This is a genomic window from Chryseobacterium sp. II3a (assembly GCF_057815135.1).
In genome coordinates this window covers 897,455-911,564 of record NZ_JBYPZJ010000001.1, presented here as the reverse complement: position 1 = coordinate 911,564, position 14,110 = coordinate 897,455, and the positions used below count along the sequence as shown (strand labels likewise).

Genomic DNA, 14,110 nt, shown 5'->3' with positions numbered 1-14,110 from the left:
TTATACCTGTTAAAATTCATGATAAAAAGTCTTTAATTTCTGATTATAAATTTAACATCAATACTGCTACTCAATGAATAAATAATTAGAAACTGTTCCATAAAGCAATAAGGCTGATCTTTATTTTAATAGTTTTATGATAATTCTATTTATATTTTTTCAGCAAATCTTTTGAAGCTAGGTCTTTCAAAATTTCTGAAATAATTGCTTGAGTCATTTTTTTTGCTGCGTAATTTTTTCCAAAATAAAATCCCGTATTTACAAATGGTTTAGATGTGAATGACCAAAATTTGGATAGTAGATTCTTTCTATATTTTTTCTTGATCCATTTTTCAGCAATCATATTTTTCTCAGCAGCTCTTTTAGCCATATTTCTTATTTTTTCTCTCTGTTTCTCCGAGAGATTTTCTAATTCTGTCCTCTTAGCTTTTTCTATTTCTTCAGTGAAATCACGGTTTTGTATTACATTTAAAATCTTTTTGAATCTGTTTTCAATTTGTTTTTCAAGTTTGAAAATCTCCTCTGGATTGTATTTTGGTAAATCTTTAATATCATAGTGAGTCCGTTGATTTTTTCTTTGATCTTTATCTTCATCGAATAGATAAAGATCCGGGATTATTGGCAAATAAAATTGCCCGTCCTTCTCAAATATAAATGTATCAACCATATCTTGTGTCCACTTCCTATGAATTGGATGCACATCATATTTTTCAGGATCATTACTATTATTATATGGAAACGAGAAAAAATATCGTACAAAATTACGGGCATTGTTACGACCCAGAAAAAAATCATGCTGTCGAAAACTAATATCTAAAAACCCTCCAAATGCCATTGCAGAGTCACATGCTATTGTTCTAGGAGCACCATTAATATTTCCGCCAAAATCAGTTCTCCATTTTCGAGGGAAGATTATACTTTTAAAATGTTGTGATGAATCCGTTTCTAACATTTCTCTTCGTTTAATCCTTGACTGGTCCATTAAAGTTCCAATAATCTTCTGAGCAACATCGACTGCATCATTAGGTCTCGCATAAGTTTCCTGTAACTGTGCTCTATCAGGAAAAGGATCTATCATGACTACACCATATCGTGGGTATCCATCATTTATTTTATTACTCTTATGTTCAAGGATGCTTAATATTTCTCTATAGGGTTCATTATTGATCGCCCCACCATCAATTACCACAGATGAATAATTTTCAGGAAGAAAATCAAGATTTATTTTATTATACGGATCAGGATTGTCACCATAATCACCTGTCACAACTCTTTTAATAGCGGTCCTAATATAATTCCCAGTCAGATGTTCACTTTTAAATTCTCTATATGCCAAGCCTATAGGAAATGCACCGGTTGCAATTGTCGATAATTTGAGTAAATCTGAATGTTTTTCATCATAAGGATTAAACCAAAGATATTTAGAAGGATCAGGTTTTATACCTTTGTTTAAATTATATTGGGTCACAATGTAATGTTCAAAAGTACTATGGTTAGGTATTACACTTCTTCTTCCCCTTTTTGAAATTTGAGTTTCAAAATTTACAGCAAGTGGTATACCTCTAAGTAAGCAGTGGGAATATAACAACTGGATATCTTTTGAAATGAATGATGGTAGATTTTCTACTTTGTCAACTAAATTTATACCTGCATTTACTTTAAAAGCTTTTTTAGCAATTGAGTCAATAAACTTAGAGTTTAGTAATGATCCAAATACACCTTTCTCTAAATCATCAGTATCCCAAAGTTTTTCAAACAATGGTCTTTTATCTCCATCCTCATTATTATCCACACCCTCACCCATCAACACCCAGCTATCATAAAGAATATTTACTTTGTTTTTACACAAATCTTTTGCTTCTATTACAGGATTAATAACACCATTGAGGGCATAGATAGCTGACATAGTTGTAGTCATTCCACCTGCAGAAGCACCACCCATCGCATCAATTCTCACACAATGCTGAGGAACTTTTTTAAAATCAGGTGATGATTTATCCTTTTTAGCTTTTTCCCACTTATCTAATATTTCGAAGAGGTAATCCATTACCCCCGCTGTATAACAGCCTGCAGATACAGCACCAGCCATTGTGATACCTAAAGAAAATATCTCTTCTTCGTTTTGAATTTCCATATAAATTGATTATTAATTAGTTACATATAAAATTACGGAATTTCAACAGAAAAAATTAAGAAAATAAATAAAAAAAAATGAAAATTAATAGACTATTAATATCAGCAAATTTTGAAAATTGATAAAACTAAATCTATTAATTAATTCCTGCCCGTATTTAATATAATTAAATTAATTTATCAAATGGAATTTCTGTAATTTCTAATTAGATGTCAGAATGGTTATAGAATATGTCGGCATCTATTATAATTTATATGGGAGAAATCCAACATTTTTTATACATTTATTTACATTTTAAATGTATTTACAGGTAATAAATACAGAATTGCAAAGAAAAAAGACCGATCTTAGTACATAAAAACTAACCTATAAACTCAACCATTTTTTTATGGAAATCAACAAACTTTTCCTTTTCTCAAAAGATACCGATGCATTTAGTTCTCAAAGAGGTTATAATTATCAAACATTAAAAACATTAGAAGCTTGGGTTTTTAATTACTTAAACAATATAAAGGAAGACATCTACTGTGAATATGAAGAAGATATTTTTCAAAAAAATATTGTTAATAGGGGTATAAAATTTAGGCAGATTAAACTGTATTCAAAAAACTTTTCATTCAGTACTGAAGAAATAAAGAAATGTCTTGCGCATTTTTTTATGCTCCATGTAAAATCTGATTATAATGAATTTACCAAGGAATTCATTTTTGAGACCAACAGCGGCATTGCTCAAAAGCGTCAAGAAAATGATGCTGAAATGTTGAAAGAATGGTTTGAACATCAGGATAGTTTAGATGAAGAAAAGCTAATTACTTATGCCAATAAAGTCAAGCAAATCATAAATGAATATGTTAATGAATATACTGGCAATGAAAAAAACAAAACAGAAATTGAAGAGGCCAAATCCATATTTAATGGTTTGGATGACAATTTCTGGATAAGTTTTGTAAAAATGATCCAATGGAAATTCTTAAGTATCAGTCCAGAACAAGAGTTTTCGAATACGAGAGAGAGAATAATAGATCTCATACAAAAGATGCCATTTGAATTTGACGACGATGAACCAAGTCAGATTCTGGGTGTTTTGCTGGATAATGTATTTTCTAAAGTCAATGAACCCGATGGAGAAAAGAGGAAGCTAACAAATGATGAGCTTGAGAAGCTTATGCTTGATATTGGCAGTGAGGAAGATAAGTGGTACGCTTCAAGACTAGAATACTATAAGCATATAGGAGAAATTACTGTTTTTCGTTTAGGTGAATTTTATGAGATACTTGACCTCGTAAACTATTGTCGCAGAAAAAAATACCTACATCAACATAAAGACATTTGGAATCCATTGCTAATTTTCTACGCACGAAACCACAGGCTTCATCAATTATTCCGGAGAAAGGCAATTTACGAGATTGTCTTTCTTAATAATGAATTTTATGAGGTCGATTATGAAAATTTAGGTAATAGAGTACGTCCAGACGGAAGTTTGATAGGATTCGAAGATGATATACGTTACTATTTTAGTGATTTTGATTTTTTTAATAATGCCGATGAAATGGAGACTGCGGACATCTTAATGAAGATCCTCTTTACCGTTATCGAAAATGAAAATATAGATATCCCCATTGAAGACCTTCAGAAATGGTATATTAATAATTACAAAAAAATAAGCCAACATCTTCTTTATGAAGAAGATCCAAACGAGAGATGTAAACTTTTAGAGATGAAAGGCACAATCTTAATGGTAATCAATAGACTTAGAGCTAAAAATAGCAGATCTTTTTTGCCATATTATGAGGAAATTATTGATCTTGTTAGACAAGCACCTCTATACAATCTTTCGCAATTTTCGGATAGAATCGATAAATATATAAAAATACAAATTTCAAGTGATCCATCTGATGACCTGGGTATCACTTCTGCTCTAGACGAATTTTCAAATAAATTAGATCCTATTGTGGCAGAACGAGATGGTAAGATCAAAGTAGCGCAAAAGCAGGTTAAAAGAGGTGTAGATTATTTAAAAACCAGATTACCTTTTAATATGTTAAAAGCTCTTGAACAGTTTCACTTGGCGAAGGATAATTATCAGCAAGAAGATACTATGGAAGGTTTTATTCTTGCACTTCTTAATATCGCTCAATTGTACAACTCTATTGGGATGCATTTTGCTGCAAAATATTATGCTTTGGGAGCATTTCGTGTTAGTATGAACAATCAGCTTGTCAAACGAGTTGAATCCAGCTTTGGTATTCTTTTTCATTCAGATTTTAAACAAGGATCCTGGCTTAATGCCATGATGATGTACAGTAAATATATACGTCTCCGATTCGACTCAAATTATGATGTTGAGACAGCAGAAATGGAAAAAACTACAACAAGAAATTTATGTTTTATGTTACATATAATGCTGTCTCATTCTTATCAATTCAATTATTTCATTCAAAGTTATTTTAACTTCTTGAATCATTTAAACGATCAAACCGGTATACAATTCGGAGATGACATTGTGAAACCTTCTATGGAAATCATCAAAACAGAAATTAAATCTGGCGCGGAAATAAATAGTGCTTTAAAAAATCTTGTCGATGATTTACCGTTAAATGATATTGGACAACTAAGAAATATATCTTTTTATGCATTAGGGAGTAAATGGACCGTAAGCTTTAATAATAATTACCAGATGATTTCTATCGCAGAAGAATATATCGCCAATATACAGATTGTACTGTCTGAAATTGCATTATCGGGAATCGATTTTCATTTACTCAAGACGGAAATAGTAATAACTTTAGAGTTAGGGACTTTAGTTAAACAACCTCAACAAATAGCATCAAATGAATTCATCAAATGGAAAATGACAGTAGTACATTTTGATGATCGCGACCCTGCAAAAATTAATCGGCATTCAGCAATGAACATGGGAACCTTAATGTTTATTCTTTCAAACATAAGTCTTCTTAAATCCGAGGAGTTTACAGAACTTTATTTAAATTTCTTTAAAAAAGCAAAACTAGACACTAAACAGCAATCAGTAAATCTTTATCAAAGAATCCATCGAGATGTATATACTGAAGAAGATTTTAATACTTTGACAATAGGACACTTCCAGAATGAAACATTTGACATTAATCTTCCAAAAGAAAATGAAATAATGATCTATGATGATTCATTAAGTTCTAAATATGATCATGAGTCAGCGATTACAGCAATAAGAAACAGATTTGAAAATATAAACAAATGCATGCATTTAACTTTAGAAGAGTTAAAAAAAGATCCTTCCTTTCCTGAATTTATTAAAAACTTTAGAAATGAAGGATGGAAAGACTGGCAAATACTAAGTAATATGTTAAACTTTATGCTAAACAAAAAAATAGACCATTTTGAGCAGGAAAACAGCAACAGTCAGGAGGAGTTTTTTAAGTTCAGGCAAGAAATGCATGAAAAATATATGAACTTGGATGAAAAAGACTGTTACCTAAACTTTCCTTTGGAGGTTTTTAAAAGTGAAGAATTTAAGAGTTACTTTGATATATCATATTTATCAATATTAGCGCTGCATGGGCTGGAATGTAATCTTGAAACTCCAAACTTTAGGGCTATAAGAGAATTTATGAACACACGCTTTAATATGGCCAATGATGATTATCAAGAGAATAATCTTCTTAAAGATGTATAAAACATAAACAAAGAAGTATACAAGGAATTTAAATTATCGAACCAACTTGTGTACAAAATAGTTTTAATACTATTTTAGCAAGACTAAACAATTGTCTATCTTTTTCATAAACTCAAAAAAATATATCTTTATCAAAGTTCCACGTACAACTTTTAGTGTTTAACGTTTTAATCGTAAAACACTAAAAGTCGTCTTAGTCTTACTTATTTTTATTAAACATCTCAGATATTGTACCAACATATTTAAGTATCATCGTTTCCGGTAGAAAGTGATCAAAAAGTATTTTGGTAAAGAAACCGTGTCCAACAAAAATTTCATTTCCGTCAATTTCTAACTTAATACCTTTATTGTCATTTGAAAATATTTCACGTTTGTTATGTTCAAATTTTTGGAGATATTTTTGAAGCTCTTTTGGCGTTGACCAAGATGCACTTACACCTAAATCATTAGAAAATTCAATAAAATTGTTGTAATTTATTCCTATAAAGACTTTAATTCTACCTAATACTATATCCATAATGACATCTTCAGGAAAGGGCTTTAGAAAAATTGGCTCACAGATTAATACCCCTCTGCTAGACATAAGATCCAAAAAAGGAAAAGGATCACAAAGCTGCTCCATTGAAAATTGTCCAAAAACTCGCCAATCATTTTTATAAACCCCGATATGTACGATTGCACCTACGCAGGTATATGCATAATCCTGAGACCGTAGTTGACTCAGTAATCCAAGAAGTTCCATATGGTAAGTCTCTATTTGAAAATTATTTTCAACAATATGTACGGCAGTATCTTTATATTTGGGATCTGGACCGCTGTTCTCCTTTACAATTTTAGCAGCTCTTTCTGTTTTACCCTTTTGTGATACCATTCTCTTCATCTGTTTGATAAATTTATCTTCAAACTCCTCCGATAATTTCTTTTCGTTAAAATCATCATCCGTGAGTTTTCGGTCATTTATTATATCAAGAGCCTTGAAATTCATCTCGCCAGACTTTATTTCTGACACTTTTATCCCATCTTTGTCTCTAATTAAACAATCTCCTAATTGAATGTTATTGGTAATGTCAGCAATAAGACAAAATACATCCGGATCTGCATTAACCTCGTTGGTAAAATCGATTACATGTGAAAAGGCTTTGTCAGACAAATCTTTAGTACCCGTTTCACCAGTATAGAATCTACGATATAGATAATGTTCACCATTTAACATCTGCCAAGCAATTGTATCAGCGAGATTTCTAAATATACTATCTTGGTATTCAATAGTTTTTGACTCTAAAACAAGTTCATCAGATAAATTTTTATTACCTTCTCTGCGGGCGATCTTTAATAAAATTTGATTCTCTTTTGCGCGGGTTTGAAGTGCTTTCAGCTCTGTTAAAATTTTCTCTTGACCAGACTTAAAACCAGATAAAATCTTCCGATGAATTTCCTTTAGTTGATCACTTGTTACTTCTTGTTCACTCTCTTCAAATTCAACCGCATACCTAACATCATGATAAATATCCCTAACTTTTTCTTCAAAAGCTTTATTTTCTTCGTCGAATTCCATATTTGTTTAATTTATAATTGACATACAATTTACTGAATATTAAAAGACCATTTTATCGACAATTTAGAATCAGATTCTTAAATTATACTACCTGTCTTTAAATCGGTATTAGCAATGTATTTAACTTTAGAACGATAACTAATTATTCAGAAACTCTCCTTTAAATTAATGATTTATTGTAAAAGATATTTATATTTAATTTCAGCTAAGTCAGCATCATATTTTTGCAATAAAGAGATATCAACAGATTTAATTATCGCTTCTATACCTGCAAATCTTTTTAAAATGACAGGAGAATCCTTTACTTCAAGCAGCCATCTAGTATCAAATTGACTGTAATCAAATTGTTGAGGATTAAGGAGCCAAGCTTCAAATGAGTTTAAATTGATGAAAACTTCAAATTCTTTCTTTCCAAAATCTATGTTCAGGTGATATATTAGAAGAATGAAATTGATGTATACAAGATCTGTTAATTGAAGATCTCCAAACTTATAAGCAATCTGCTTATTTTTAAGATCATTAATTACAACTGCATACTTAAAAAAATAATTACGATCCTCAATATTCAAAATCTTATAACGTAGTAAAAGACTATAAAAATTCTCTTCAAAATTCTCTTCGAGATAATCATTAAATGCATCTAATAGGATTCTTGTACAGTTTTCATCAGCGATCAAAGCTAGATAGATAATCTTTCTGTAATCTGTATTTGAATTGTTTTCTGATTGACAATTAAGTATAGCTCGTCGGATTAGCAATGTATTTGAAAATTTGTAATCCGGATAATTTTTTTTGATGGTTTTCGGAATCTTATTTAATAAAAGATCATATTTTGAGTATTGTTCATCTCTTCTAATTGCTGTGAACAATATTGCTTCCAAGTCTATAATATCAAATAAATGACCTTTTTTGCTTATGAAATTTGATAACTCTTCTATATCATACCAAACAAGAATATTTTCAATTTCCAAAAAAGATCTTAATGGCCTAACTATATTTTTTAACTGGTCATTATCCATTTCAATTTTTGAGAACAAAGTAAAACTGTTTGTAAAAATTGAAGTATACAGTTGTTTAAAATCCCAGTTGTTTAATTCTACAGCTAAAATATGATTTTCGTAAGGGTGTTTCAAAAAACCCTCATTTAAATAAGAAGTGATACAATTATATAGTTTATTAAGAAGTTTATTTACAGTGGTTTCATTTGCAGATATTACTTTTTGCTTTTTTAGTAATTTCTGCAGGTTCTTGCGCGGTATATTAAGAATAGACTCCCCCAAAACAAATTCATCAAAATCCTGCACACCATAGCCTGGTGTATTGTGGCTTATTAACAAAGCTTCCAAAATTTTTTCAACAATATTCTTATATCGTCCGAATTTTACGTAGAAGATTGAATTATTATAGAAATGCAGACAAAGTTTTTGATAATTAATTATCAAATTATAAGCATAATCAGCTCCTGTCATGGAGCCTCCATCATCAATTAGATTTTTTAATTCTTTAATTTCATTTAATAATTTTTCGACTTCATCTTGTACTTTGTAGATAAGATCATTATCTCTGATTTTTTTCAAGTATTCAATTACATCTCTTTCCAAATAGAATTCAAGTTCATTATATATAGTTTTATCTAGATCAATAGCTTTAATCTCGTTTCGAATTTCATCTCGATCATCTAAGCTATAAATGTTGAAGTGATTATATAGAAAAGTAGTATTTAATGACGCTAAAAAATAAGTTATTCCGTTTTCTGATTGTTGTTTTGTTTCATCCCTGATACTTTTCAAAATATTATAAGATGTTTTATAATCATTCCTAGAAACTAAGAAATTACCCAATGCATAATTTAGATTATTGTAGTCATTATTTCCTTCAGCGACCTTAAGTTTCTTCATCAATTTTTCAAATTCAAAATTTCTGTAATTACATACAATACAATCACAGATTTCTGCCTCATTTCTCAAATCAATATCCGCTTTAACAGCAATACTATCGTCGGTCCAAAAAACATGCTTGTGCGAAAATCCGATCGTATTGTTATTTTTTCTTTTATCTATTTCTTGTTGATAATCTTTTATCGCTTCGATTTCCGTAATCATTGAATTATTAAGAAATTTAAACGACCACATCAATTTTTCTTTAGCCTCGATAATATGATAGTCTTTAATTTCTACCTTTAATTTTTCAGATAGAAATATATCACCGTCTTTAAATTCAATTTCTTGAAGAAGGTAATAAATTTCTGGATTTAGAGTAAAAAGTTTATAATCATGATAATGCCAAACATATTCGTCCAAAATATTAAAAGGTTTAATTGAAGCCAAATAATCAGGATTTACAAAACCTAGCTCTTCAAATCTTTTAAGCGAATCATAAATTTTATCAATTATGTGAACTGTTGAATTAGGCATGGCCAGGACTTTAATAGAATGGTCAAAGAGTTTATCTGTATTTGATTTTTCTTTTAAATCAAATTTTATAAATCTGTCTTTATGGAAAAGAAATAATAATTCTTTAAGCTTTTCTTCTTTATTTAGATCTTTCAAATAAAAGATTTGACATTTAGACCTATCCAGAGATGGATAAATTCTGATTTCACGAATATTTGATATTATAACCCATTTGCAGTTCCCTCCCATCTTGGAAACATAATCATAAGCTTGTTCAACTGGACTAAGGCTTTTTGTCCTTCTTTGTTTTAGATCTAAATCAGTTTTGGCATCTTTTATCTCTATAGCAACTCTGACATCGTCATTGTTTTTATTAATAAAGAAGTATCCCAATACAGCATCTGGCTTTGTACCATCAGTCTTAGATTTTTTCTCTTCTCTAAGCATCCACTCATTGGCATTTCCATAATTAAAATTTAAAATATCTCCAAAAAAAGTTGATACGAACCTTGACTTAATTTCCTCTTCTTTTAAACTATCAAACTTACCAGATTCCAATTCTTTAATTAAATTGATAACAAGCATATTGATATGTCTAATATTTGGAATAGAAGAAAGTCTAAAATCGTAAAGATATTTATGGAGGAATGATTCGGAGAAAATAGGTTTAGTCATGAGTTTATTTTTGTAAAAAGAAATATTTCATTGTATGTATTTTTATTGACAACCACTTGAACGCGGCTTTTTAAATTTTAAAATATTGATTTAATGATATTAATATCATCCACACTTCTCTTTTCAAGATAGTCGTAATTAACCTTTTTAATTTCAATTACCTGGGCTTCATCCCAAGTATATTCCATATTCTCAGGATTAAATACGACCAAATTATCTTCGTCACTAATAGAACTAGGAAATAAAATACCGTCAAAATTTAGTTTTCTAATACAATCCGCTATAAGTTGCGTTATGTTGTATGAGCGCCTTTCAGAGGGAGTAATAACCTTTTGAAGTAATTCTGTAAATGTATTCAGCTTTCTATACTCATGAAGCATATGGTCATTGTAATAATATTTTACGAAGTGATTAGCTGTCAAATCAAAAATCAATAAATCTTTAATAGCGATAAACTTACCTATAGATACAATATCTCCAGGATGTGGTCTAATCTCAGCTGTAGCAGTATACTTATCAGTGGCGCAGTATAAATATGAGACGCCTACCCGATTTATTCTTCCATCACCAGCAAGATGAGGTGGAGGCGCTCCTATATTAGAACCAGAATATGGTTCATAAACGGTCTCAACTTCAACACTTAAATTTTGAAAATCTATTTTTTTATGTGCAAATCCTACCCTTGCTCTGAAAAACTCACTTTTTTTCTTAATAATAATTTTACAATTTTCCGCATACTCTGAAAGCATGCTTGTTATATTATTTTCGTACTTAAAATAATTTTCTGTTTTTAATTTTTCCTGAATTTTTAAAATCGAACTATCAAGAATTGATTTTAAAGAATCAAGCAAAGGGATTTGTTGACCATCAAGATATCCAGCATAAAGTGAAACTCCATTATCCATATCCCCATATGCATCTATACTTTCAATTCTACATAAAAGTTCCTCGTAAACATCTAAATTTTTAAAATTTTGTTTCTTAAAAAAAATATTATTCTCTGGTGAAAAAAAATTAATAAAACTAACTCCTCCAAAATGATGATTATAATCCCACTCTGAATAGTGATATCTTACTAAAGCTTTGGTCATTTGAATAAATTCATTGCTGTCCTGATTAATAACAATACCTTTTGTTTCGCAACATGTACAAATGCCCCTATTTCCTATTGTCTCAATTAGTCTTTTATATCGTTTATCTTTAACACACTTTGTACAAATTAATATTTCATCATCTTCAGTCATAATTTTACTGTTTATATTTTGTAATCATTAAATGTTAAGTTAATCATTTTTCTCTAATCTAAGTATTCTTGTCCGATGATAAGTGAACCTATAACAAAGTATTAGTGAAATCCCTAGTAAATGAGCATAAATTCCACTAGTTTGCTATTTAGCCATAAATCTAATCAGCTATAAAACATAGTTATCCTCAATTGAGATACAAACAGTCTCGATTGGGATACAACTCTTGTCTCTTTAATGTTCAACTTTGCTGCATTAACTTTAAATCAATTAAAATTATGCAGACAAATAAAAATAAAGTAGCTCTGGTATCAGGCGCAAATACAGGTGTAGGATTTCAAATCGCTAAAGCTCTTGTTGAAAACGGGTACATCGTTTATATAGGATCACGTGACAAACAAAAAGTAGATGCCGCTGTGGCACAACTTGGAGGATCAGCAAGAGCAATTCAGTTGGATATAACTGATAATGAATCCATCAGAACAACTGTAGAAACTATAGAACGTGAATATGGATATCTTACACTCTTAGTTAACAATGCTGCGGTTTCTCATGTTGGTAAACAAGGTCGTACAATGGAAGAGGTTCTTGACTCGCAGCGTGCATCAATTGTACCGATCAATGAACTGAAAGCCGTATGGGAGACGAATGTATTTGGAACTCTTGCATTAACGCAGACTTCCCTCCCTTTACTACATAAAGCGGAAAGTGCTCGGATTGTAACTGTTTCAAGTGCTCTTGGCTCACTAACAATCAATGCTAATCCGGAAAATCCCTTTCGAACAAGTTTCGATGCAGTTTATGGAGCTTCGAAAACAGCGCTAAACGGTATTTTTCTTTCTTTAGCAATCGATTTGGAAAAGACTAATATAAAGGTTCACCTTGTAAGTCCCGGATTTACGGCTACCGCACTTAATAATTTTCAAGGAACTGATACAGTAGAGGAAGGTTCTGTTGAGCCAATAAGAGTAGCTTTGGCTGAAGATCTCCCAACTGGAAGCTTTACCGGTCCTGCAAATTTTGGCAGAACGGACACTACTCTTCCTTGGTAGATTGTTTTTAAGATTAGAAACCTATAAGAGCAAATTTCATAGGTTTTTTATTTAAATTTATATTATGAAAAGTAAAGATGATAAACTGATCCGCTTTATATCAATATCGGAAACCCATCAGGCGTTCGGACTACCAGCACCGCAACATCCGATGATTAGTCTCGTTCATTTCAATGATGAAAATCCCTTCAATATAACGATGGCTCCCATCTACGATATTTTGAGTTTCTATAAAATCACCTTCATTACAAAAAATAGAGGGAGATTAAAGTACGGAAGAAATTATTATGATTACGATGAAAGCAGCATGCTGTTTTTAGCGCCCAATCAATTAGCTGGAAGTACTGATTACAACAGTGAAACTCATTGTTATATTTTACTAATCCATCCGGACTTTTTGTTAGGTCATCCAATTGCAAAGAAGATAAAACAATATAGCTATTTTTTATACTCCTATAATGAAGCGCTGCATCTTTCAGATACTGAAAAAGAGACTATCCTTTCTATTTTTAACATTATGGAGCAGGAACTCAACAGCCGGATTGATGAATTTAGCGAAGAGGTTGTGATTGCTCAGATTGAATTACTGCTAAGCTATGTTAATAGGTTTTACAAACGACAATTTATTACCCGAAAATTAGCTAACAATGATATTCTCCAGAAAGCAGAAACTATTATTGATGAGTATCTCAATAATCAGGAAACATTACGTCAAGGACTTCCGACTGTGCAGTACATATCAGACAAGCTGAACATTTCCCCCGGATACCTAAGCGATGTTCTGCGTTCGCTTATCGGAAAAAACACTCAACAATACATACGAGAGAAACTTACTGAAACAGGAAAAGAAAGGCTTACTAATACAGATCTTACAGTGTCTGAAATAGCTTATGAATTAGGCTTTGAACATCCCCAATCTTTCAGCAAAATGTTTAAAACAGCAACGGGTCTTACGCCCTTGCAGTTCCGGACTTCATTTAATTAATTAGTTAGTTAGTTAGTTAGTTAGTTAGTTAGTTTTAGCCTTTAATACACAAATTAATCTTCAATATAATTCAATAGATATTTTGATATAAAATAAAGATTTGTTTATTTCATTTTCCCGCCTTAAATTATAACTTAAATTATACTGAAAACATTCAAAATCTTATCGATATCTTCTAATAAATGGTTTGAAGATAGTCCTGTCAAGTTCACAAACGACAATATGCGCAAATTTAGGACAATTTGCGCATATTTATTTTTATACAACTCATAGTCAATCAGTTAACTTTTATCAAATTAAGACTTTCATTAAAAAAAGTGCTGATTCCAAAAAACTCATTGATTTTACAACAAAATATAAAAACAACTGAAAATCAATCAGTTAAAATCACAAACCATA

At 30.6% G+C, this 14,110-nt stretch carries 7 protein-coding genes; 3 read left to right on the top strand and 4 right to left on the bottom strand.

Annotation, left to right across the window (positions count from 1 at the left end; all coding sequences use genetic code 11):
- Nucleotides 1–145: 145 nt before the first annotated feature.
- Nucleotides 146–2,134, bottom strand: a complete 1,989-nt coding sequence (locus AC3HD6_RS04045) for a patatin-like phospholipase family protein (RefSeq protein WP_488895193.1) — start codon at nucleotides 2,132–2,134, stop codon at nucleotides 146–148.
- 388 nt (nucleotides 2,135–2,522) lie between these two features.
- On the opposite strand from AC3HD6_RS04045, the gene AC3HD6_RS04040 reads away from it, so the two are divergent.
- Nucleotides 2,523–5,807, top strand: coding sequence for a hypothetical protein (locus tag AC3HD6_RS04040; RefSeq protein WP_488895192.1), 3,285 nt, complete (start codon nucleotides 2,523–2,525; stop codon nucleotides 5,805–5,807).
- A gap of 199 nt (nucleotides 5,808–6,006) precedes the next feature.
- Here AC3HD6_RS04040 and AC3HD6_RS04035 read toward each other — a convergent pair whose 3' ends face one another.
- The 3 genes from AC3HD6_RS04035 to AC3HD6_RS04025 form a co-directional block, all read right to left on the bottom strand.
- Complete coding sequence (locus AC3HD6_RS04035) at nucleotides 6,007–7,362, bottom strand: hypothetical protein (protein ID WP_488895191.1); 1,356 nt, start codon at nucleotides 7,360–7,362, stop codon at nucleotides 6,007–6,009.
- 173 nt (nucleotides 7,363–7,535) lie between these two features.
- Nucleotides 7,536–10,430: a hypothetical protein gene (locus tag AC3HD6_RS04030; RefSeq protein ID WP_488895190.1), complete on the bottom strand. Its 2,895-nt coding sequence runs from the start codon at nucleotides 10,428–10,430 to the stop codon at nucleotides 7,536–7,538.
- A gap of 77 nt (nucleotides 10,431–10,507) precedes the next feature.
- On the bottom strand, nucleotides 10,508–11,674 hold the full coding sequence (locus tag AC3HD6_RS04025) for an RES family NAD+ phosphorylase (RefSeq protein ID WP_488895189.1): 1,167 nt from the start codon (nucleotides 11,672–11,674) through the stop codon (nucleotides 10,508–10,510).
- A 278-nt stretch (nucleotides 11,675–11,952) separates the two neighbouring features.
- Here AC3HD6_RS04025 and AC3HD6_RS04020 point away from each other — a divergent pair, with 278 nt between their 5' ends.
- Together AC3HD6_RS04020 and AC3HD6_RS04015 are read left to right on the top strand one after the other, a co-directional pair.
- Nucleotides 11,953–12,726, top strand: coding sequence for an SDR family NAD(P)-dependent oxidoreductase (locus AC3HD6_RS04020; RefSeq protein WP_488895188.1), 774 nt, complete (start codon nucleotides 11,953–11,955; stop codon nucleotides 12,724–12,726).
- Between the two features lie 64 nt (nucleotides 12,727–12,790).
- Nucleotides 12,791–13,711, top strand: coding sequence for a helix-turn-helix domain-containing protein (locus tag AC3HD6_RS04015; RefSeq protein WP_488895187.1), 921 nt, complete (start codon nucleotides 12,791–12,793; stop codon nucleotides 13,709–13,711).
- The last annotated feature ends 399 nt before the right edge of the window (nucleotides 13,712–14,110 follow it).

Bases quoted from the DNA above. Each gene is read 5' to 3' on its own strand.
- AC3HD6_RS04045 (WP_488895193.1), bottom strand. From the start codon at position 2,134: ATGGAAATTCAAAACGAAGAAGAGATATTTTCTTTAGGTATCACAATG.
- AC3HD6_RS04040 (WP_488895192.1), top strand. From the start codon at position 2,523: ATGGAAATCAACAAACTTTTCCTTTTCTCAAAAGATACCGATGCATTT.
- AC3HD6_RS04035 (WP_488895191.1), bottom strand. From the start codon at position 7,362: ATGGAATTCGACGAAGAAAATAAAGCTTTTGAAGAAAAAGTTAGGGAT.
- AC3HD6_RS04030 (WP_488895190.1), bottom strand. From the start codon at position 10,430: ATGACTAAACCTATTTTCTCCGAATCATTCCTCCATAAATATCTTTAC.
- AC3HD6_RS04025 (WP_488895189.1), bottom strand. From the start codon at position 11,674: ATGACTGAAGATGATGAAATATTAATTTGTACAAAGTGTGTTAAAGAT.
- AC3HD6_RS04020 (WP_488895188.1), top strand. From the start codon at position 11,953: ATGCAGACAAATAAAAATAAAGTAGCTCTGGTATCAGGCGCAAATACA.
- AC3HD6_RS04015 (WP_488895187.1), top strand. From the start codon at position 12,791: ATGAAAAGTAAAGATGATAAACTGATCCGCTTTATATCAATATCGGAA.